Raw genomic sequence first — 23651 nt, 5'->3', positions numbered from 1 at the left:
AAGTCATTATATCTTGAGATAACTTATCAAAAGGATTTACATGGAAAACCTGACAATTAAACCTAATTATGTGGATTTATTTAGTTGTATAGGGCCTAAATGTGCAGACAGTTGCTGCAATGACTGGAAGATAATATTTGATAAACAAAGCTATAAAAAAACCATTAAGCATAAATATTTAGCAGATCTGGCTAAATTTGCTTTACGCGAAACCAAAGAAAGCGACAGCTCATGGGCGGTTGTGAAATTAGATGATAATGGCGCTTGTCCTTTTCTAGACCCACAAAAACTATGTAACATTCATGCAAAAGCCGGTGAGAAAGCCTTAAGTTATACCTGTAAAACCTACCCTAAAAACGAGCAACTAATTGGCCCAGACAAATATCAAAGCTTATTTTTATCTTGCCCAGAAGTAACTCGTATCGTGCTATTTGACGACAATGCTTTTCAATTTTCAGCCAATGAAAACGGCAGTAAAGCAGCGCTAATGCCTAGCCCGCCCTGGTTAGAAAAATCTTACGAATACAGTTTAGATTTATTGTTAAATTCAGGCCTAAGCTGGCAAGAATCATTTTTAGCCATTGGATTACTACTCAAAACCAGTAATGAAGTTCGCCTAGATAAGGCTAATATTGAACAATTAAGCGTGCGTTACAATCAGCTGCTGAATATGGCTCAAATGGGCATGATTACAGAGCAATTTAACAGTATCCCTTACACTCCTTTGCCTCAAAAACACACTTTTGTTGCTATTCATGATGCGCTGTGTAAAACCCACTCTAGAAGTACACGGGCTCGATTTGAGTCGATTAACAATGCGATTGCAGCTTTGTGTAATGAACAAAATGATTATTCAATCGATAAGATTAATGAGATATGGAATACCGAAGTCACAACTAAGCTGACAGAACACGCGGAACTATTTACCAAATTTATTCTCTATTCCATGTTCCACGATCATTTCCCGATGCATGAAGATCATGACCCGGAACAAGTTTTACAACAGCTTATTATTGATTGTTTTATGATCCGTTGTTATTTAACCGCGGTATATCACGCAGAAAATGGCTTAACAGAAGAAAATATTATCAAGTGCTTTCAAGTTTATCATGTGGTGCGCCAGCATAAACCCAAGTTTATTGAGCGCATTAAAAACATCTTAAGTGAATACGGCTTAACCTCTTTACCCGCAGCAATCAGCTTACTTAAAACACAGTAACCTGCACCACAGTTGGTGTGAATAAACCACACCGACTGTGATTAAATCCAATCTGTTACGATTAAATTCCTAAACCTGCCATCATTTTTTCGCCATCTACCACTTGCAGTGCGCTTAAGTAATCAACTAAGGCTTGTACTTGAGTGGCCAGATCACCTTTGCTAGTGTCTATGGTGAGCTCTGCTGACTCAGGATTTTCGTAAGGTGATGATATACCTGTAAAGTTAGCTATTTCACCTTTACGTGCTTTGGCATATAAACCTTTAGGATCGCGCGATTCACACACACTTAAGGGTGTTGAAACATGCACCTCAATAAATTTGCCTTCAGGGAATAAACTCCTTACTCGTTCACGCTCGGCACGGGTAGGTGAAATAAATGCCGACAGCACCACCAAACCGGCATCGACCATTAACTTAGCTACTTCACCGACGCGGCGTAAATTTTCATCGCGATCATCGAGGCTAAAGCCTAAGTCTTTGCATAAACCATGGCGTACATTATCACCATCAAGCAAGTAAGTATGAAAACCTGCGTTAAATAGTGCATGTTCTAATGCACCCGCTAGGGTCGACTTCCCTGAACCCGATAAGCCAGTAAACCATAATAACACTGGATTTTGATTCTTTTGACGCCCACGAGCGGCTTGATCTATTTCATGCTGATGCCAAACAATATCAGTCATAACAACTCCTTTTACGCCGTACGTTAAAACGGCATATAAAAACTAAAATTCAATACTACAAATGACTCATTCATTAGAACGGGAAAAAATATGGCACTGCAAAAATAACGGTCAGTGAATACACTACAGATAAAGGTAATCCAACTCGTACAAAGTCAGATAACTTATAATTACCCGCGTTATAGACCATCAAATTGGTTTGATAACCGTAAGGCGAAATAAAGCTAGCACTGGCCCCAAAAACGACCGCCATAATGAACGGACGAGGGTCGACACCGTAACTGGTTGCTACCGCATAGGCGACTGGGAATGCCAGCGCTGCTGCAGCATTATTGGTGATCAATTCAGTCACAATGAGAGTAATAAAAAATACCCCAACAAACGCCGCAAACACCCCATAACCATCAAAGACACTGATAACGCCATCAGCTAAATTTTTAGCTAAGCCGGTATCAATCATTAGCGTGGCTAAACTTAAAGCACTGCCAACAATGATGACTAATTCAAGCGGGAAGCGACGCTTTAATTCCGATAGACTCACGGCACCAATGGCAAAGTAGCTCAGAAGTAGAATCACCAAGCCTTTCGCCAAAGGCACTAACTCGGTCACGCTGGCTAAAATGGTCAGTACAAAGCCTAAAATGACCCAATTACTGCGTTTATCATCAAGGCGCACATTAAGATCTAAACCACTTATGGCTGCAAAGTCGGTACTTAAATTTGGACTATTGGAAAATCTGTCTCCAGGAGTAATTAATAACACATCCCCAGGTTGAAGAACGATATCGCCTAAGCCACCTTTAAGTGGAGCATGACCTCGGCGAATTGCCATCACAGCCGAGTCATAAATTTCACGAAAACGCGCATCTTTAAGGGTGGTACCAACTAATTTAGACGACGGCCCTAATACGGCTTCAACAAGATTTTGCCCTTTGGCATGTTGCTTACCAAACCATTCAAGCCCATCAAATTGATGCAATAGCTCAACAGACTCAACTGCACCACTAAAGCGCAACATATCTCCCGCTTGAATCACCATATTAGGGGGCACGGGACAAATACGAATACCACTGCGCTCAAGTTCGACTAGGTACAGCTTTTTTAGTGCACGCAGACGATTATCGACCACGCTATGCCCTACCAGTTTAGAATGCTTAGCCACATGCGCTTCAAGTAAATAAGGCAATGCTTCATCAAGGTTTTCTTCGCGACGATCAGGTAAGGTATTAGCCAGTAACATCAATACCGCTAAACCGGTTATCACTACAAAAACACCCACTTGGCTGAACTCAAAAAAACCTAATGGTTCAAGCCCGGCATTTTCTACAAATGAGTTAACGATCAAATTGGTTGAAGTACCAATTAAGGTTAATGTGCCGCCTAAAATGGCGGCATAGTTTAATGGCAATAATAACTTTGATGGTGCATGGGCTTGATTACGTCTTACCACACCGATTAACGATGCCACTACGGCAGTGTTATTGGTAAATGAAGACAGCAAGGCTGTAGAGATGCCCATTTTAGCTAAGGTACTAAACAAGCTACCTTTGCCAATCACCTGACTTAACTTACCGATCAGCCAGGTTTTTTCTAATGCTGTAGCGGCTAGCACCAACAACACTAATACAATCAAGCCATTATTTGTAAAGCTCATTAATGCTTGATTAAGTTCAACCAAACCTAACAAGTAAGCGCTTAATAGCGCCATAAAAAACATTGTGGCAGGTTTGGCGGCTCCTGCTATCAGGCCGCCTACCATTGCTAACAATATGATCGCTAACAACCACATTTCATTCATAGATTATTTTCCAAGCAAACTGATGTCGCGTGCATTCCAGTGTGGAAAATGTTTGCGTACCAAGGTATTAAACTCAAGTTCAAACGCGCTAAACTCAGTATTCACTTGTTTCTCGCCTTGATAACCGTCAACCACCATCACTGCTGCAACTGTGGCATTTGATAAGCGATCGATTAATATCATTCCGCCAGTATCACGCACCAAACTATAGGCATCTAATACTACGGTTTCGGTTAAATCTAACTTCACGCGTGCAATAGTGTTTAAGCTTAAAGACGTTGCCGCGCTGCGCTCTAGGGTATTAACGTCAACGACATATTCAATTTCACTGACAACCGCTTGGGTCTTCTTGCCTGCCACTTTTACATCGTAAAGTTGGCCTATCTGTAATGGCTTTTCATCCATCCACACGAGGTCTGCGACAATATGGTTCGCTAGGCTTGGCGCGCTATCTGGTTTAGCGAGTAAATCTCCACGAGAAATATCAATCTCATCTTCTAGGGTAATAGTGACAGCTTGCCCTGCAACCGCTTCAACCAAGTCACCATCAAAAGTCACAATACGTTCTATTTTGCTGCGCTTGTTAGATGGCAGTGCGACAATTTCATCGCCAACTTTTAGAATGCCTGATGATAAGGTTCCTGAGAAACCACGGAAATCAAGGTTAGGACGCAGTACATATTGCACAGGGAAACGTGCGGGTAATTCACTCAACTCACGTTGGGTGTCAATGGTTTCCAGTAGCTCTAGCAATGTGCCACCTTGATACCAATCACATTGGGTACTACGGTTAACAACGTTGTCGCCATTTAAGGCTGATAACGGCACATAGTGAATGTCTAAATCACCAAAATCACTGACAAACTTAGCGAAGTCAGCTTGAATATTATTGAAAACCGTTTGATCAAAACCGACTAAATCCATCTTATTGACCGCCACAACAAAGTGACGAATACCCAATAATGATGCGATAAAAGCGTGGCGTTTAGTTTGAGTTTGCACGCCATAACGCGCATCCACTAAAATAACCGCTAAGTCACAGGTAGAAGCACCTGTTGCCATGTTGCGGGTATATTGCTCATGCCCTGGCGTATCAGAAATAATGAACTTACGTTTTTCACTAGAGAAATAACGGTAAGCCACATCAATGGTAATACCTTGCTCACGCTCAGCCTGTAAACCGTCAACCAGTAATGCTAAGTCGATAGCCTCACCTGTGGTGCCCATTTTGGCGCTGTCATTTTTTAAAGTCGCTAATTGATCTTCATAAATTTGCGCGCTGTCGTGCAACAAACGGCCAATAAGAGTACTTTTTCCATCATCAACACTGCCACAGGTTAAAAAGCGTAAAAGACCTTTGTTTTGCTGAAGGGCTAAATACTGTTTTACGCCGTGCTCTAAAATTTCAGCGGCCATGCGTGTTGTGTTATTTTCTGCTTGATTCATATTCTTTCTCACTCAATTTGAGTTTATCAATCTGATGTCTAAAACCATTTCCAATACTGGACTTAGAAGTAACCTTGACGCTTCTTGTGTTCCATTGATGCACTTTGGTCTGAGTCAATCAGTCTACCCTGGCGTTCACTTGAGCGAGTAAGTAGCATTTCTTCAATAATTTTTTCTAACGTATCGGCATCAGAAGGCATTGCAGCGGTTAATGGATAACACCCTAATGTTCTAAAACGGACTCGCTCTGTGGTAACGGCTTCACCAGCATCTAACGGCATGCGGTCATCATCTTTCATGATTAGCTGGCCGCCTTTGTTCACTACCGGACGATCTGCAGCGAAATACAAAGGGACGATTTCAATATTTTCCTGGTAGATATATTGCCAAATGTCTAGCTCTGTCCAGTTTGATAAAGGGAAAACACGAATACTTTCACCCTTGTTAACCGCGCCGTTATAAGTGCGCCATAGTTCAGGACGCTGACTTTTTGGGTCCCAGCGGTGATGCTTATCACGGAATGAATAGACACGCTCTTTTGCACGTGACTTTTCTTCATCGCGACGGGCGCCACCAAATGCCGCATCAAAGCCATATTTATTCAGGGCTTGTTTCAGGGCTTGGGTTTTCATTATGTCAGTGTGCTTAGCACTACCATGAGTGTAAGGACCAACGCCTTGCTCTACCCCTTCCTGATTGGTATGAGTGATCAGATCTAAGCCAAATGTCTTGGCTTGACTGTCACGAAACTCAATCATTTCTTTAAATTTCCAACCCGTATCAATATGCATCAGTGGGAAAGGAATTTTGCCGGGGTAAAAGGCTTTACGCGCCAAATGCAGCATCACAGATGAGTCTTTGCCAATCGAATACATCATGACAGGGTTGTCAAATTCAGCGGCCACTTCACGAATGATCTGAATGCTTTCTGCTTCCAGTTGTTGTAAATGGCTTAATGTGCGACTTGCCATAATTCTTCTCCATTAACTTTGAGTTACTGCTGCTGCAGCAAAATTTAAACTATTTTAATTACAGTTTTTTAACTGTAATGTTTGAATATTCATGTTGTTGCTGTTCAGTCGCAGGGACAAACCAATTTAAGCTATCTGCCAACTGAACGACTTCGCCGATTATCATTAACGCAGGCATTTCAAGAGCGGGGTCAGCTGCTAGCTGGCCTAATTCACCTAAGGTGCCAAAAAAACGCTGTTGAGCGGAGGTGGTCGCTTTGGACACGATAGCCACTGGCGTATCGGCACTGCGTCCTGCGTTAATCAACCCATCACTAATAATGCTGGCATTCAAGATGCCCATGTAAACCACAAGTGTATTGTTTGGGTTTGCATAGCCTTGCCAGTCCATGGGACGGCTAGCTAATTGGCAATGGCCAGTAATAAAGGTCACACCTTGAGCGTGATCTCGATGCGTTAGCGGAATACCAGCATATGCCGACGTGCCACTGGCAGCCGTAATACCCGGAACCACTTCAAATTCAACGCCAGCTTTCACTAAGGTTTCTAGCTCTTCACCGCCACGTCCAAAAATAAACGGGTCGCCGCCTTTTAAGCGGACAACATTTTTACGGGTATAGGCTTTAGTGACGAGCAACTGATTAATTTCATCCTGATTAGCACTATGCTTACCAGCACGTTTTCCCACCGCGATTTTCTCTGCGCCATGGGGAATTAAATCTTGAATATCTTGGCTAACAAGTGCGTCATACAAAACCACATCTGCGTGCTTAATAATACGATAAGCTTTGAGGGTTAATAGCTCTATGTCGCCTGGGCCTGCACCCACTAGCCACACCTTGCCTTTAGCCTGCTGACCTGGCATTGATACTAACTCCATTACACTTACCCCGTATTATTTGATGGCATCAAATATAACGGTTTATATATTCCAGATATAATAGTAAATAGTTAGTTTTTATTCCATTTAGCTATAAGAGAAGTGAGACTTTTAACTCGATATCAATCAAAAAATAAAATTTCACATGATTTCACTCAAGAATTGCGCTTACAATACCATCACATGATAGGAACACTCTTAACGGACTAGTGACAATGAGACCTCCAAAACTTTTGATGGTACTGCCCTTAGTCGCAGGTTTTTTCTCTTTTTCTTTACTTGCAGAAGACTCACTGCTTGATGAGCGAGTAAAAGATGAGTTAGCCACATCTGAAAAACCTTTTGTACTGACTCCCCATAGGCCAAACTACATTTTACCTGTGACATACCAGTCACGGACTAACAACACACCTTTTAAGGAAAAATATCCTGACCAAGATGTCCAAGTTGATGATCTTGAAGCCAAGTTTCAAATTAGTTTCAAATTTCCCCTTTGGTACAATATGTTTGGTGATAATGGCCATTTATTTTTTGCCTATACCAACCAATCTTATTGGCAGCTATACAACAAAGAGGTGTCATCACCCTTTCGTGAAACTAACCACGAACCAGAAATGTTCATGTTATTTAACAATGACTGGAAAGTGGCAGGCTTAACAAATTCTTTTTGGGGATTTGGCGCAGTGCACCAATCAAATGGGCAAGCTAATCCACTGTCTAGAAGTTGGAATCGTCTTTATGGCACCATGGTATTTGACCGCGGTCCTTTTGCTTTAGGCATAAAAGCCTGGTGGCGTATTCCTGAAGATGAGAAAGAATTCATAACCGACTCTAGAGGTGATGATAATCCTGACATAGATGATTACATGGGTAACGTTGAAGTCACCGGGGTTTACGGTTTAGATGAACACAGGTTCACTATGCTACTGCGTAATAATCTAGCAAGTGATAATAAAGGCGCTGTCGAATTAACCTGGAGTTATCCCATCATAGGTAACTTGCGTATTTATACCCAGTACTTTAATGGTTATGGCGAAAGCTTAATTGATTACAACCACCATAATCAGCGCATCGGTATTGGTGTGGCATTAAATGATATTTTGTAAAAATGAGTAGTGTAAAATTAACGGCAGGCAATAAGCAGTTAATGCCACTCATTTAAGCACTTTGCTTAAATAAATAGGCCTCAGAGTTGTTGCTGAGGCCTATTTATTTATGTTTTTGTATTATCGCAAGTTGCAGACAAGTACTGGATTCACTTTCATTATTACATTTTATTCCTCTGTAAAAATCATCGCCATTGAGTTTACAAAACAGTTAATAACACCTCTATTTAGGTGGCCAAAATAACTATGCCACTACAAACGCCCCCAAATTCATGTAGTGTGTGGAGTCCCTGATAAAACTCATATTATTGTTCGTAATGATGTTGAAAATAAAATCATCACAGAGTTATGGAACCGTACTCCGGGCGCAGTACTCACCTATCACAACGTAAACCAGGCTAAAATCAACGGCTGGGAAGCCAATGCTTGGTATGATCTGACTCAAGACTTAAGCCTAAAAGCGAATTACAGTCAAACTAACGCAGAAGATAAACAAAGATGTGCTCCATTTACCTTAACCCCAGAAGACAGTTACAGCGTGCAGGTCAAATGGCTCGCATTGGAAGGGTTATCAACCTTCTTGGGTATCATTACACCGGTGAACAATATCTGCGCACCAAAGTGAAATCAGAAGGCTATAGCAGCTTGGATTTAGGTGCTCACTACCAAATAACATCTATGTTTACTGTAAAAATGGGGATGACTAACTTATTAGATGAAGAACGCGATCAAGTGGCAACCGATCTCGATTACATCCAAAAAAGTCGCAGTATTTATGCTGGCATAAGAGCAAACTTCTAACCCTTGATGTTACTGGCTTTAATTGAACTCTACCTTGATGTAGCTAGGCTTTAATTTAGCTAGGCTTTGATACTGCTAGGCTAGGACTTGATTAAATCAGGAAACGGCTCACAAAAACAGCGTGAATTTCACCCCAAAAAAAAGCGAACCCATGGGTTCGCTTTTTTATACATTCAATAATTAGATGCAATCATCACTAGCACATTCACTAGCGACAAAAATAATACTCAGATTACTTATAAAATGCTTCAACTTTACCTTTTATCGTCATCGTCAATGGTTGGCCACGGCGATCTAACGCTTTGCCAGCTGGGACTTTTACCCAACCTTCACTGATACAATACTCTTCAACATCAAAACGTTCTTTACCGTTTAAGGTAATGCCAATTTCATGTTCAAAAATAGCTGCCACATGGTGTGGACTACGTGGGTTAACGCTTAAGCGATCTGGTAAAGCAGGTTGTGAAGTTGTGTCGTTCATAGTCGTTGTCTGTTGTGAATAAAGCGTGCGTCATTGTAGGCAATACACGCCTGATGCTCAATAGCGGCAGCGATAAATGTGATTGCTAAAGCCATTTAGGTGAAGATAATAACCATATCAAACAGGTAAATGTTTTGAAAATCGCTTGTTTACCCCGCCTTTTTAACCCGAGCGGCGGTTATTTATCTTGAAACTCACACGACACATCGATATTCACTTTAACTAAGATGGCGTTAACTCAAGGTTAAACATTGCAGTTTTTATCCACTGAATAAGCCCGATATCAATAAAAAACAGGGCCATATAGACCCCTGTTTTTTATTGCGCTAGTGATTATTACTGGCTGAATTTAGCCTGTAACCTTAAACCATCGGGATCGGCTATTGCATCATTAGGTACCCATTTATCTAAACAGGCATCTGTTGCTGTATTAGCAATACACTTATCTGTCAGGGTATTTAAAAATGCCATCAATTGAGATACTTGCTCATCACTTAACATAATATCTTCAATAACATTATCTACTCCTGCAACTCTATCGCTGATTAGCTGATCAATAGCCTCTTGGGTGTTTTCAGCCATGTTATTGGTTTGTACACCTACCTGAGTCACGTTATCCGATACCGAATAGTTAGTTACCGCAGTTTCTGGATTCAAATGATGACGCACGACCGCTTCTAAAGATGAATACGCACCATTATGCCCATAAGGTAGCGTCACGCTCACATTCAATAATGAAGGTGTTCTGAAGGCAAATTTATCAGTTGCCTGCTTAGTCACTTTAAAGCGTCCAAAATCATTTGTGCCAGTCACACCATCCCCTTTGCCTCGGCCAATTTGTGGCATAGCAATATTGTAGTACAACTCATCAGTGAAAAAATCACCACTGTGGCAACTTGCACAATTTGCCCCACCTTCAGCTTGAGTGGCAAAAAACAATTTAGCGCCATTTTTAGCAGTAATATCGATAGCATCATCATCACCTGCTACAAAGTCACGCCATGGGTTGTCAATAAACACCTGCGAACGTTCATATTCACCGATCGCCTGAAAAACATTCGATTTGTTTATTAACGACTCAGCCGTTCCTACAGCATCTTCAAAACCTAACTGAAAGGCAGCTAACCATTGATTTGTGGTTAAATCTGCATTGTCACCTCTTAATCTAGCAACTAAGTAATCTCTTATACCTTCATTGGTTAAATCACTTTTATGATGGCCTTTCATCTCTTCATTTGAAGTCACCGGGAAACGCGCTTGAGCGGCGGTCAAGTTCAACGCTTGAGGATCTGGCGTTTCTCTGTTTGCTGAGTCTGGGGTCAGTGTTTGCGTACCACTGCCATTGGTACCAATTGTGCCTTCAATACTCTCAATTCGACCATCATGAAATATGGTTTTATCCCACAAACCTATGTTAAACGTGGTGGGTGCATTACGTGGCACTGTTGGGCCACCATCAAAATGTGTCCCATCTGAACGGTGTTCACGCTCAGCCCCAAGTAGTTCAGGATCTATCGCCTCAACACCTATTGATAAAGCTAATGCATCTCCGCCCCCCAAAGCAGGATGATGGCAACTCACACAGGCAACATCCATTTCGCCGCTCAACGCTTTACTAAAAAACAATTGCATACCTAATGTGACTAAAGGGGTACCGACTTGAGGTAAATCACGACCACTACTCGGGTCGCCCGTTAATGCTAATTTGCTGACTAAACTTCTTACATCTTGAGTCACTTTGCTGATCTGTGCAGCCGATGAGTCATCCTTATTATCATCATTACAACCGCCTAATAGAATTAAGCTCGCTATTGCTATAGCGTTAAGTTTGAAATGGGTTGGCATATATGTTTTCCGTTGGATGAGTGGACAGATCTGAGTATAACTACGCCACCTTGTTAAGCAAATGTTAAATGGTGTAACAAAATAATTCTCAAAAAATTAATGACTTATTTATAAAAACAATCGCACAATTAATCACAAAAAACACATAAAGCTCTGAAAAGAAGTAACTCTTTACAAATTAACCTTATAAAACAACACTTCATAAACTCATGTGGATATTTTAAAATTTAAATAACAGTATTTAAAGCAATATTAAGTTAAACAATTGTTAAAATAATACCTTATGCTACTTTCTACTGAGTTAGATAGAAAGACCTTAAATAATATGTACTATCAAAGCTTGCAAAGACAGGCTGATGTAGTGGTGGTAAAAACAATAACTAAAAAGAGAAAAACAATGAAATTATCTATACTTTCAAGTGCAATGTTAGCTCTAACTGTAGGCGTTTGTGCCTCATCACAGGCAGCAGATGATCGTTATGTCATTCAAGTAGATCAACAAAAAAAAGGCATTGTTAAAGCCTTAGCAAAGCAGTTAGGCGCGCAAATCCATGTTGATGGCGACGGCTTTATCGCTGCCACATTTAGTGGTAAAGACTTAGAACAAGTAAAAGGGCTATTAAACAATCCCCACGTTAAACTTGTTGAATTAGATCAACCACGTCATTTAATGTCTGTATTTGCTGATGACAGCGGCAACCCAATGACGCAACAAATCACTCCTTATGCGGTATATCAATCACAAGCGAACCAAGTCACCTTTAACCCTAATGCAGGCATTAAAGTGTGTATCATCGATTCAGGGTTAGACCGTAGCAATACTGATTTTGAGTGGAACAATATTTCCGGTGATAATGATTCAGGCACAGGTAGCTGGGATGTTAACGGTGGCCCACATGGTACTCACGTAGCGGGAACCATTGCAGCAGATAATGGTTTTGGTGTTGTCGGTATGGCGCCAGGTGTCGATTTACACATCATTAAAGTATTCAATGAAGCAGGCTGGGGCTATTCATCAGACTTAGCAAAAGCGGCTAATTTATGTAGTGCAGCGGGTGCTAAAATTATCAGTATGAGCCTAGGTGGTGGCGGTTCTAACGCCACTGAATCAAATGCATTTAAAGCGTTTACTGACGCAGGTGGTTTAGTCGTTGCCGCAGCAGGTAATGATGGTAACAATGTGCGTTCTTACCCAGCAGGTTACCCATCAGTGATGATGATTGGTGCTAATGATGCCAATAATAACATTGCCGATTTTTCTCAATTCCCAACTTGTACCTCAGGTAGTGGTCGTCGTGCAACTACAGATGAAACCATTTGTGTTGAAGTCACTGCCGGTGGCGTAGACACCTTATCTACTTATCCAGCAGGCATGGCTACGGCATCAAGCTTGACTGTCGATGGCGTTTTTGTTGCTTCTTCTGCAATGGAAAATTCTGGCAATGTCACTGGCTCAACTTATTATATGGGTACAGCAGAAGCGGTAGATAGCGGCGCAAATGGTAATGTATGTATTATCGATCGTGGCGTTATTTCTTTCTACGATAAAGTAGCAAACTGTGAAGCATCTGGTGGTGTTGGCGCAGTGCTTATTAATAATGCACCGGGCATGCTTTACGGTACATTAGGTGATGCTAACGCAACTTCAATCCCTGCAGTTGGTGCAGCGTTTGAAGACCGAGCAACTTTACTTGCGGCATCAAGTGTTAATATTAATATTGGTACATCTGATTTTGGCTTTATGAGCGGAACGTCAATGGCGACACCTGCGGTTTCAGGTATTGCTGCATTAGTTTGGTCACAGCACAATGAATGTACCGGTACTGAAATTCGAAAAGCACTTAAAGCAACCGCTCAAGATGCTGGCACGTCAGGTAAAGATGATTACTTTGGATACGGTATTGTTAAAGCTGCTGCAGCGCATGCGTATTTAACGGCTAATGGTTGTGCAGGCGGCGTAACACCTCCACCTACTGGCGGCGATATTACTTTAAGCTTGAATGGCGTGAAGAGTAGAGGCGCTAAGTTTATCAACTTAAGCTTTGCTGGATTGTCAGGTAACAATGTCGATGTTTATCGTAACGGCACTAAAGTCACCACCACCGCCAATGATGGTGCTCACACCGATTCATTAAACACCAAATCAACCCTTAACTACACTTACAAAGTATGTGAAGCAGCTACTGCTACCTGTAGTGCTGACAAATCAATCACTTTCTAAGCATCATAATTAATGGCGCAAACGACATAAAGTAAGCGCCATTTAACAATATAAAAAGCCAGGAAACTGGCTTTTTTATGCCATAAATCTATCCATTGAATCAATAATTAACGACTCCCCTCAAAAATGGGCATGTTTTTTGATGATTATGATTGCTATATTGGCCATTGTTTTTCATTATGACCATAGATCACCAAGGAGTTTCGCGAAGCAATATTTAGGTGATATCTACCATGAATGGACCACAATGCGTCACCCAAAAATCGTCAAGCAGTGTTAATCATCCGCGGCATAATTCCAAGGAAATGGAATGATAATCAGAAAACGTTCAGAAATATGGCAATGGTTTACTGAGGGTAAAATAGCCCCCAACAATCTTAACGCCGCCATGCTAGTCGCCTACCCTTATCCCAATGAACACAATTGGCTGCAACTCATCGCTAATCTAGTGCTGTTTGTTGGCATTTTATTACTTGGGGCTGGGGTAATATTTTTTATGGCATTTAATTGGGATGCGCTAGCCAACCTGACTAAATTTGCGATTATTGAAAGCTTATTTGTCGTCTTTATTGGCGGGTTTTATCTCGCTAATGGTGTAGCAAATACCTCAAAACCACCTAAGTTTAGTGCGCTAAACGCAGGCTGGAACTTACCCAACGCCATGTTATTAGGTGCCAGCATCATGGTCGGCGCACTACTCGCATTAGTTGGACAAACCTATCAAACAGGTGCTGATCCCTGGCAGTTGTTTGCCCTGTGGGCGGTGTTCATTTTACCCTTTGCTGTTATCGCAGGGTTTGATCTGTTGTGGTTAATGGTTGCAGTGTTGTTGAACGTCAGCTTAGGCATTTACTTTGATTCATTCTCACATGTGTTTGGGCTATTACTGGAAGATATTCAAATCATTGCCATTTTTGGCTTAGTTAATTTATCTATTCATCTACTATTTACCCTTGCTCGCAAGCTAACATGGCCAGCTCAGTTACGTTTTCAGTGCCCAGCAGTTGAGGCCACCAGCTTATTAGCAAGTATTGTCAGCTTAACCTGGCTGATGATTTGGGTGGTGTTTGATTTTGATTTCACCGTCAACTTGGGTTACTACTGGTTACTGTATTTAACGGTCATGGCCACTATTTTTGCCTGGTATCGTTACCGATCGCCTGCGCTTTACCCACTCACCTTAGTATTAACCAGCCTCTGCGCGACCATTGTGTCGATATTATCAAGGGGCTTATTTGAAAGTCATGATCCCATCGGGATCTTCTTATTGATTGCCATGATCATTGTCGGTCTCACCAGCGGCAGCTTATATTGGCTAAAGCAAATACAAACAGAGTTCACCGCAAAAGCCCAACTTAGCCATGAGGATGCCAGCGATGAGTAAACCAACAAATAGCCCAGCCCAAGGGTCGCAAGCACAATTATGGCAATCACTATTTAACCAGGGACTGGTTAGCAACGACATAGCACCTGACACTCCGTTATCAAGTCCCTGGTATATTATAGGTGCCCAAATTATTGGTGGTTGGATAGCAGCCTTGTTTATATTGGCATTTATATTAGCGAGTATTGCCTCTGTCGACGACAAGGAACAGTCGATACTGGTGATGGGTATACTCATTACACTTGCCTGTTTAACCTATTATCGCATGGGTAAAAGTAATCAAGAGTTTGTGCTGCAAATGGTATTCGCCTTCAGTATATCTGGCCAACTTATGCTACTTTGGGGAATTTACGACGCGCTAAAACATACTGATGATGGCATCATAGCGTTAATGTATACACTGGTTTTTGCCTTACACTGGTGGCTTATTCCGCACAAGGCCAACCAATTTATCGCTGCCATAGCAATGGTACCCAGCGTGCTAGCGATATTGGCAATATACCAACTCAGCCAACTTATTCTGCCACTGTTAATTGTCAGTTTAATGATAGTGTGGTCGCAACTTTATCGATGGCCACAGTGTTATCAACGTCTGCGGGTATTAGGTTACGCCCTGAGCCTTAATTTACTGTTTGCTAACTTTGCCTTGTCAGATATGGGCCGATGGATGGACCTTCCCGAAGTACTGATGGCATTTGACGCCCGCTTTAGTCAATACCTTGCTGTCGCTATGGTACTGTTATCTGCACTGTGGTTAATCCACCAAGTATTTAATCAGTTAAGCACCCAGCCTATTGAGCTAACAAACACAGCACAGCTTAGCCGAGTTAAATTTATTGCCATATTAAGCGCAATATTAATCAGTTTATTATCCATTCCCATGGCGGGGATCAGTACAGCGTTATTGATGCTGTTATTAGGTTACTTCTACAATGAATTCAAACTCCTTGCCCTTGCCATCGGCGCATTAGTTAGCTTTATCGGCCTATATTACTACTCGCTGCACATTAACTTATTCGACAAATCATTATGGTTAATGGCCAGTGGTGTGGTGTTATTGCTGATCCGCTTGGCGATGGCTTTATCGATTGGCAAAACAATCGCAAACAAGGAACTACGCCATGACGTTCAGTAAAATCGCGATTGGGGTGACACTCAGTGCTTTAGCAATATTGGCACTAGTAAACTTCAGCATTTATCAGCAAGAACAGCAGCTTGCAAACGGAGATATTGTGGTATTTGAACTTGCGCCAGTCGACCCTCGCTCGTTAATGCAGGGCGACTATATGGCACTCAACTACCAAATAACCAACCAAATTAACCAAGCAAATGACCGAGAAAACCATGATGGTTTGTTTATCGTTACCCTAGCACAGCATCAACTTGCCCAATTTGAAGCCCTTTACCAAGGTCAAACCTTACAGCCAAATCAACAGTTAATTCAATATCGGGTGCGAAGCGGCAGAGTAAAACTCGCCAGTAATGCTTTTTTCTTTGAAGAGGGCCGAGCAGAAGATTTTGCCAAAGCAAAATATGGTGAGTTTAGGGTTAACCCTGCCGGAAAACTACTGCTGAGTAACATGTTAGATAAAGACTTTAAGCGAATTTAACACCGTCGCCAGAAGTACAATAGCTGATGTTAAATCCACTAAATTTACAATGAATCTCTTCAGCCAAATTTAACTTGACCCGAAATAGTCCCAGATCCGAATAGCGCTACACTTAGTTTATTAAAAATTGTTCGCTCCAACAGACAAACATGAGGTTGGATTAAAGCAAGGCCGCAGGTAAACTACAGACTATTTTATACCTTTGTTTTAACTGTATTTTAATTAAGGATGATGATGTTTATAAGTCATTTTATCGGTACTGTCGTTGAAGGAATGATGGACAGCAAAACAGAAAAGCTATTGGAAACAATCCTACCTGTTTTAAAAGAAAGCAATTGGGTAAGTAAAGATGTCGATGAAGACATTGAACCAAACGAAGTGGCCGAGCACATTAGAGCACATGCTGCTGATCGTATTGTGATGTTTGACTGTGAATGCATTGAAAACGATGATGATTATGCAGGTTTGCTGGCGATGTTTGTTGAGAACGCCAAGCTAAGCGATAAAGTATCCGACATACGGTCTAGTTACATTGACAATCAAGCCACCATTTCATGCACGGTTGATGGCAAAGTCTTAACAGGCGCGTGGCCACAAAAATCTGACTGGGTTGAAGCTGAGTTTTTTACTTTTACCAATGCCCTCTTTAGCGAACACTTTAACCTGCATTTCTCTGTTCTACCCAGTGAAGATCAATGTGCTGAATGTATTCTATTAGACGCTGAAAACGGAAAGGTTCTCACTGAATTTTTTGAACGAGTATCAGGTAATTACGATCCCGATGAAGTGTCAGGTAACACCATATTACTGACTATTTTCACCGCTGTTTCCGGATTTATCATATTCACCATTGTGGGCTGGTTTCTTGTTGGCTTTTGGCCCAGCTTCGGGGTCAACTTATTGTTCTGGTTAATTTTTACCGTTTACTGTTCATTAAAAACGGTCAATAACCAAGAAGAACAGCAAGCCCTTGAAGAAGAGATCCAACAAAATCCTGAACTGATTGGCCAAATGGTTGTTGATATGATGGATGAGCTTAAGAAGCAAAAGAAATAACTAAGGTAATAACGTCTATTGACGGGGGTAGTTAACCGTGATGGATCGCTAACTGACCAGAAACATACCATTATGCTTGCCCCATTAACAACGAACCTACACCAGAGATTCGTTGTTAATCATTTGAGATTTAATGGCTGACGCATTTAACTTTGCCCGATGATATTACGCTGCCACTATTGTAGAAAATAATCGCCAAATCGGTCTAGAACAGCATCATAAAAAGCTATTTCAGCAGGCTTAGCACCCAAGTTTGTAATCCCTTAGTATCTGTCATTGAACCATTAAACTGATACTGTGGAACATAACTTTGGTTATGGCCTCTTTCCCTATCTCGATACACTTTTTGGGCCAAAGAAAATGCGCCCAAGTTACTGGGTAAATTAAGTCCTCTAACATCCATATACACAGTGTCAGCGGAGGTTTCTTGGCCTGCATGAATAAGCTTAGGTACCGACAAACTGACATCCGCAAAATCTAAACAGGCACTGCCACAAGACTTGTCAGTGAGCAGTATCGTTTTACCTTGATATAGACTTTTTTGTATTCCGGCGACACTCGTTGCTTGAGGGATTAAGTGATTTTTTAAATTATTGTCAGGTGAGGCTTCCTTCACTAGAGGCTGTTGTTTCTCTATCGCTTGCTGCATGTCGACTGTGGTTTGTAAAAACGAAGTAGTAAGATCGCTATCAGCACCGAACTGGCGAATTAACATCGGTTTTAAGCTCACAAGATAAGCGTGATTTTGAACGCTGGCACGCCACAAAGCATAACTGTTATCAGGATGCTCTTGCATCACTTGCGCAATATAATCTTCACCATAAAGACTACTGAGTAAATCTTGCCCCCACTGAGAACTGCCACCGCCATTACCACGTACATCAAATACCACTAAACTTGCATTACGCAAAGTTGTAAGCTTTGCAATCATAGTTTGTAGCTTGATCTCGTCATCACCAGATGGATAAAAGTTAGGTAATCTTACCCAATAGTGATTAGGTTTAAATTGGTGAATACTAAATTGAGAGCTTAACACCACAGGGGTAAGCGCATCATATAACTCACTGGTATCAATTTGCTGCCAATTCAATGCAAAAGTATTTTTCTCGCTATTAAACTCAAACACACAATGACTGGGCCGGTTAAATTCCCCTACTTTATCGTCTATAAGTAACTTTTTAGCATAGGACACTTTACGCGAATTCAACTGACTGCTGTTGAATCGGTATTTAAGAATATGTTCATCCATCATGGTGTCGACAGATATATTGTCACATGAAATAAGCTTAGCGCCGACAGCGGGAAGCGACCCTTTCCACTGCTTGGCAGTATAATAAACCTTATAGTCCTGCAGTTGTTTTTCAATACCTATGCCTGTCCATGACAGTTTATTGGCATGCTGATTAAACATAATACTGAAGTGCCCGTCGGCAAAACCTGCAACAAAATAACTCAAACTATTAGTCACATCTTGCAACGACGTCGCTTTTTCTGCCCTAGCTAGACCTTCACGGTAACCTTGCTCTAGCCAGTGTGAAAAATAAGGGTTTTGATCATCTATCGCACCAGGGTGATTATCTTTAACGGTTTGGTAGATATAAGTTAAGTCGGTTTTAGCAATTTGGGCCCATGGATTAATGCGAGTCAAATCGCTTATCGCGGGCTCAGCTTGAGCTGACACAAGAGTGGGCGCTGAATAAGTAACACTGCTAAAAAGTAACACTATGGCAAATAAGCATCTATCGTACATCTAACATAATTCCTTTTGTTCACTAGAGACGCGCTAAAGTTTACCGTATCAAAACTGATTTCATAAACTTTTTTAAATTAGCTATAAATATCAATAGCATCAAAACAGGTATTGAGTGACTGCAACGATAGAATAACCACATCAACCAGAATTAAAAATACACTTAAATATTCAGCATAACCAATTGAAAAAAATGCAAAATAAATCGATCGCGACGGCTTTTCTTGAAAAATAAACCCCATTCGATAAAAACAGCTCGTTGAATATGATTAGCTGTAAAAAATTTGCGCAGCTAACCATTTGATTTATGTTTCATATGACGGTAAGTTATTGTCAGTAAATAAATTTCATCTATTTGGAATCGCCAATGTCATCGGTATTAAAGTTCATTAAAGGCGCTGCGTTAAGCACTCTTGTTGTTATCATCATTATTGTTGGTTTTAATTGGCAAAGCGTTAATCGCTTGTACAGTGTCATCACCCTATTTGATGATGCCTTAATCGTCGATAATTTTTCACACATGAACGATATCTTTTTTAACCAGAAAATTAACCAACATGGCGAGCCTTCTGCCTTTGGCGTTAACTTAACGCCTTTACCAGAGACATTTAACTATCGAAACCAAACAACCCACTCAAACGAGTTTCTCACGCGGCGGGCAACAACGGCATTGCTGGTGCTTAAAGACGACAACATTACCTACGAGCAATACTTTTTAGGCACCCAAAGTGATGACAAACGCATCTCCTGGTCAATGGCGAAATCATTCGTGTCGATACTATTCGGTATGCAGGTTGATGCAGGCAAAATTGATATTGAAAAAAGCGTTGATTTTTATCTACCGGAACTAGCAAGTTCTGGTTATGCCAATGTGAAAGTAAAACACGTTTTACAAATGTCATCCGGGGTTAAGTGGAATGAGGATTATCAGGACTTCTATTCTGACATTAATAAAATGGGTCGTGTGCTGGCCATCGGCGGCTCGTTAGATAAAATGACCAGTGAACTGGTTAATCAATCCCAACCAGGTAAAGTGTTTCGTTATGTCAGCATGGATACCCATGTCATTGGCATGATTACAAGACGGGTATCCGGTAAATCATTAGTCGAGCTCTTACAAACCACTATGTGGGACAAAATAGGCATGCAAAGTGATGCCTACTGGCTAACAGACTCCCAAGGTTCTGCTTTCGCATTAGGTGGCTTGAATTTAACAACCCGCGACTATGCCCGCTTTGGTCGTTTATTGCTAAACAACGGCGCATACAATGGTCAACAAATCGTCTCACAGGCTTGGATAAAAGCCGCCACCACAGCACAAGCCGATTACCTGCAACCGCAAGCTGACAAACTTGGTTATGGCTATCAAATATGGTTACCACCAGGCGCTGAAGCGGGTGAGTTTTTTTGCGTCGGGGTCTACGGCCAATATATTTACGTTAATCAACAACACAATGTTGTCATAGTCAAAAATAGCGCAGATTTAGGCTTTCAAGACAGCTTAATCTCTAAACATGAAACGATTGAATTCTTTCGTGAGATTGTAGCGTCATTGAAATAAATATTGTCATTGACTTAACTATTTTTCATTTAAGTGGTTAGGGCTAAGTGTATATTTTTAAGCCAACACAAACATCTAACAACTCATTTGTCACTGTTTATACAGCAGTGTTAAACAAGCGATTAAATTTGAGCATAAATAATTTATAAAGTGGGGTAGCGTTTCCCTCCCCCACTATGTCCAATAAAACGCATATAACGCTAGCGGTTATTGATTACAACAGCCACAAACGGTTTGCGGTAATTGCGCACCAGTACTGGCACTTTGATTTGTCCATTGACCATTCCACTTAAGTTTCGAAGAAGAGTTAGTACAGGTACTAGGGCAGTCTGCCTTAGCCTGTACCTGACTATTAATAGTATTAGATGCTTGCACATCCAGACACTGATTCGAGCCCACTGCGATATCATCGAAAATATGACTTAAACTATTAGATGTAGTATTACTCGCACTGCTTGCCGTACCGGTATAATTATGACAACCAAAACAGTTAGACACAAAACCTGCTGAAGGCGATGATGCAGAAGCCAGATTTTTTTGATCTGGATTAAGATTTATAGCTGCGGTATTTACATCTTGATATTCAGTTTCAGCCACCGTATTAGCGAGTCTTAGTGACCCCCTTTGATTACCAATCTGCGACACTGGCTGACCGTTTGTGGGGGTAATATAAGAGCCCTCAGTAATGTCACTTACCCACAAAGCCCCCACATTAAAGTAGTTTGCCAATACTTTAAAATCACCCGTTAAATACGGCTGTACGTTAGCATTAAGGGTTTTAATCGAACCGGTATTTTCATCAAAATTTGCATCCCCAAGTGACGAACCATAAGGATACATACGACAAATTTCTGTTGCTGCGCCAGTGATGTCCGTTTGTTTAGTTGGGTTATTAAAATCACAATTTGCCTTGTTATCTTTTAAGCTAGCCGTACAGGCTTGACTTGCAAAAGACCAATCAGTGGTCGACTCGGGCAAGGTACAGTCTGGCGAGTTTTGTTTATGCTCAAAGGTGGCCCAAATAAACTCAGGGTGATTAGGGGTCGCGACAGCTACATGAAAGCCCACCATCCCCAGCTGAGTGGTTTTGCTGTCCTTTTGGTCTGCTTTAACCGGCGTAATGTTGGCATCCATAGTGATGAATTTACTTGGGTCATCATTGGCGCCAAGCACTTTCCAGGCGGTTTTAAGCTCAGTGGTTCCACCAGGAAAATTCTGCTTTTGCTGTATAGCCTTTACATCACACATGTTTTTACTAAAACGAACATCATAATAGACAACGTTTTCATTTTGATCGTAAATAGTAGCGCCTCCACCAGCTTGGCCTATACGCTCAGGGATCGTAAAAGTGGTGCCGTTTTCTTGTGGTTTTGTTGAGCGAATAAATAGCACATGTGAGTCATGCTTATCATCACAGGAATTGGCTGGGGTACCATCAGTATTCACTTCAAGTTCATTAAATTGACTGGTATCTTGAAAGTTGAGCACATCTGGATTCGTTTTTGACTTTGCCATTAAGTAACTAAAGGTTTGCCAGGAAAACTGATAAAAGTCGCAAAAAGAACTGTCCCCAGGACCATTACTTTGTTTCACTTCCGCAGGCAAGCTAGGTGTTGTAAACCAACTGGCATCTGCACTGCAATTAAATCCAGCTGGAGCAGTTAATTTACTCTTGGCTATATCCGCCATAGCCACTGACCCTGTTTTTTCATATGCTGCTTGGTTAGCTTGGGCAATACTGGTGCCCGATACGCACAACACTAAGCTACTGACTAATGAGCTTATATTCCTTTTAGAGAATCTATTCATACTATATTCCTTTATGTAAATTATCACTGATTGCCCTTAGGTAGTAACCAGCCTCTTCATATGCATAGCCTGCATATTGCTCACAATGACTTGCAAGCGTTATGACTATAGTCAAGATTATTTAACGTGAACCTTCTAATATTATTCTGTATTAAAATCATTAACTAACATCCTGGTAGAGAAGCATTTATGACATGAATAAACCTAACTTTCAGCAAGCGACTTGACCGAACATGGCATATCTAACAAATAAGACGGTTTATCGATGTGAAATCTATAGTGGCTTAAGATAATGTTAATACAGCCGAAAACTGGTTGAGGGGACTTTTAAGGTACATTCGATTAAGGACTTTGGCGCCATCACTGAAGGGGTGCACATTTTTTGTCAAAGTAAGACGAATGAATGTGAAGGTAAAGCTAAGTTTGTGATGGTTTGGCACAAGGTTGACGATAAGTGGCAAATTACCCGAGTATTAAGTTACGGCCACAGCGAGAATGACTAACCTGAACTAGATTAGCCATAACAAAGCGCGACATCTTATTGTCGCGTTTATGATTATCTCAATATTGGCCTATCAAAAACCTAAAAGCCTATTTTACTGACTCTAGCCATTGGTTGAATGATGATGCTGGCATGGCACCTGATTGCTGTGCAATTATTTTGCCTTGCTTGAAGACCATTAAGGTTGGGATAGATCGGATATTAAATTGAGCGGCTAATGCTTGTTGCTCTTCTGTGTTAAGTTTACCAAAGCGAAATGTGGGCTCCCATGTTTTAGCTGCTTGAGTAAATACTGGGGCAAAGCTTTTACAAGGACCGCACCAGCTGGCCCAAAAGTCGACCACTAATGGCAATTCTGATTTGTTCGCATGGTATCTAAAGTTAGCCGCAGTAAGCTCCATCGGCTCGCCCACAAATAGGCTTTGCTTACACTTACCGCAAGTAGGTTGTTGTTCAAGGCGATCCTGTGGCACGCGATTTAAAGTATCGCAATGGGGGCAAGCTATGATCATGTTTAGTCCTTTCT

General features: G+C 41.3%; 18 protein-coding genes and 1 pseudogene. 9 read left to right on the top strand and 10 right to left on the bottom strand.

All coding sequences use genetic code 11. The features are described 5' to 3' along the window. Positions 1 to 40 precede the first annotated feature (40 nt). Complete coding sequence (fliB, locus tag FJ709_RS03455) at positions 41 to 1219, top strand: flagellin lysine-N-methylase (RefSeq protein ID WP_226413485.1); 1179 nt, start codon at positions 41 to 43, stop codon at positions 1217 to 1219. Between the two features lie 61 nt (positions 1220 to 1280). Here the strand turns inward: fliB and cysC are convergent, their stop codons facing one another. The 5 genes from cysC to cobA form a co-directional block, all read right to left on the bottom strand. Further along, entirely contained in the window at positions 1281 to 1904 is a 624-nt protein-coding gene (gene cysC, locus FJ709_RS03450; RefSeq protein ID WP_226413483.1) for an adenylyl-sulfate kinase, read from the bottom strand. Between the two features lie 73 nt (positions 1905 to 1977). After that, positions 1978 to 3702, bottom strand: coding sequence for an SLC13 family permease (locus FJ709_RS03445; protein ID WP_226413481.1), 1725 nt, complete (start codon positions 3700 to 3702; stop codon positions 1978 to 1980). Positions 3703 to 3705: 3 nt separating this feature from the next. Next, the gene (gene cysN, locus FJ709_RS03440) at positions 3706 to 5148 is read right to left on the bottom strand and encodes a sulfate adenylyltransferase subunit CysN (RefSeq protein WP_226413479.1); all 1443 of its coding nucleotides are present in this window, start codon (positions 5146 to 5148) and stop codon (positions 3706 to 3708) included. Between the two features lie 62 nt (positions 5149 to 5210). After that, the gene (gene cysD, locus FJ709_RS03435; protein ID WP_226413476.1) at positions 5211 to 6119 is read right to left on the bottom strand and encodes a sulfate adenylyltransferase subunit CysD; all 909 of its coding nucleotides are present in this window, start codon (positions 6117 to 6119) and stop codon (positions 5211 to 5213) included. A 58-nt stretch (positions 6120 to 6177) separates the two neighbouring features. Further along, positions 6178 to 6999, bottom strand: a complete 822-nt coding sequence (gene cobA, locus FJ709_RS03430; protein WP_226413474.1) for a uroporphyrinogen-III C-methyltransferase — start codon at positions 6997 to 6999, stop codon at positions 6178 to 6180. 236 nt (positions 7000 to 7235) lie between these two features. On the opposite strand from cobA, the gene FJ709_RS03425 reads away from it, so the two are divergent. Together FJ709_RS03425 and FJ709_RS19620 are read left to right on the top strand one after the other, a co-directional pair. Next, positions 7236 to 8105: a phospholipase A gene (locus FJ709_RS03425; RefSeq protein WP_226415824.1), complete on the top strand. Its 870-nt coding sequence runs from the start codon at positions 7236 to 7238 to the stop codon at positions 8103 to 8105. Between the two features lie 316 nt (positions 8106 to 8421). After that, a pseudogene (locus tag FJ709_RS19620) lies at positions 8422 to 8906 on the top strand (TonB-dependent receptor domain-containing protein); the annotation flags it as partial. 232 nt (positions 8907 to 9138) lie between these two features. Here FJ709_RS19620 and FJ709_RS03415 read toward each other — a convergent pair. Both FJ709_RS03415 and FJ709_RS03410 read right to left on the bottom strand, forming a co-directional pair. After that, the gene (locus FJ709_RS03415) at positions 9139 to 9387 is read right to left on the bottom strand and encodes a DUF3297 family protein (RefSeq protein ID WP_226413472.1); all 249 of its coding nucleotides are present in this window, start codon (positions 9385 to 9387) and stop codon (positions 9139 to 9141) included. A gap of 336 nt (positions 9388 to 9723) precedes the next feature. Beyond that, the gene (locus FJ709_RS03410) at positions 9724 to 11232 is read right to left on the bottom strand and encodes a cytochrome-c peroxidase (protein WP_226413470.1); all 1509 of its coding nucleotides are present in this window, start codon (positions 11230 to 11232) and stop codon (positions 9724 to 9726) included. A 397-nt stretch (positions 11233 to 11629) separates the two neighbouring features. Between FJ709_RS03410 and FJ709_RS03405 the strand changes: the two genes are divergently transcribed. The 5 genes from FJ709_RS03405 to FJ709_RS03385 all read left to right on the top strand — a co-directional run bounded on the left by FJ709_RS03405 (position 11630) and on the right by FJ709_RS03385 (position 17503). Then, entirely contained in the window at positions 11630 to 13453 is a 1824-nt protein-coding gene (locus tag FJ709_RS03405; protein ID WP_226413468.1) for a S8 family serine peptidase, read from the top strand. Positions 13454 to 13763: 310 nt separating this feature from the next. Further along, positions 13764 to 14837, top strand: a complete 1074-nt coding sequence (locus tag FJ709_RS03400; RefSeq protein WP_226413466.1) for a DUF2157 domain-containing protein — start codon at positions 13764 to 13766, stop codon at positions 14835 to 14837. Then, on the top strand, positions 14830 to 15972 hold the full coding sequence (locus FJ709_RS03395; protein WP_226413464.1) for a DUF4401 domain-containing protein: 1143 nt from the start codon (positions 14830 to 14832) through the stop codon (positions 15970 to 15972). The genes FJ709_RS03400 and FJ709_RS03395 overlap by 8 nt, the downstream gene beginning before the upstream one ends. Then, the gene (locus FJ709_RS03390) at positions 15959 to 16447 is read left to right on the top strand and encodes a GDYXXLXY domain-containing protein (RefSeq protein ID WP_226413462.1); all 489 of its coding nucleotides are present in this window, start codon (positions 15959 to 15961) and stop codon (positions 16445 to 16447) included. Before FJ709_RS03395 ends, FJ709_RS03390 begins: the two co-directional genes overlap by 14 nt. Positions 16448 to 16681: 234 nt before the next feature. After that, positions 16682 to 17503 (top strand): hypothetical protein, encoded by an 822-nt coding sequence (locus tag FJ709_RS03385; RefSeq protein ID WP_226413460.1) that lies wholly within the window; start codon positions 16682 to 16684, stop codon positions 17501 to 17503. A gap of 226 nt (positions 17504 to 17729) precedes the next feature. Here FJ709_RS03385 and FJ709_RS03380 read toward each other — a convergent pair whose 3' ends face one another. Then, the gene (locus FJ709_RS03380) at positions 17730 to 19253 is read right to left on the bottom strand and encodes a S41 family peptidase (protein ID WP_226413458.1); all 1524 of its coding nucleotides are present in this window, start codon (positions 19251 to 19253) and stop codon (positions 17730 to 17732) included. Positions 19254 to 19620: 367 nt separating this feature from the next. Between FJ709_RS03380 and FJ709_RS03375 the strand changes: the two genes are divergently transcribed. After that, complete coding sequence (locus FJ709_RS03375; RefSeq protein ID WP_226413456.1) at positions 19621 to 20814, top strand: serine hydrolase domain-containing protein; 1194 nt, start codon at positions 19621 to 19623, stop codon at positions 20812 to 20814. Between the two features lie 207 nt (positions 20815 to 21021). On the opposite strand, the gene FJ709_RS03370 is transcribed toward FJ709_RS03375, so the two are convergent. Beyond that, on the bottom strand, positions 21022 to 22623 hold the full coding sequence (locus FJ709_RS03370) for a mannan-binding lectin (protein ID WP_226413454.1): 1602 nt from the start codon (positions 22621 to 22623) through the stop codon (positions 21022 to 21024). A gap of 591 nt (positions 22624 to 23214) precedes the next feature. Then, on the bottom strand, positions 23215 to 23637 hold the full coding sequence (gene trxC, locus FJ709_RS03365) for a thioredoxin TrxC (protein WP_226413452.1): 423 nt from the start codon (positions 23635 to 23637) through the stop codon (positions 23215 to 23217). Between the last annotated feature and the right edge of the window lie 14 nt (positions 23638 to 23651).

This window comes from Shewanella glacialimarina (assembly GCF_020511155.1).
GTDB lineage: Bacteria > Pseudomonadota > Gammaproteobacteria > Enterobacterales > Shewanellaceae > Shewanella > Shewanella glacialimarina.
This window is presented reverse-complemented; position numbering and strand designations above follow the sequence as displayed.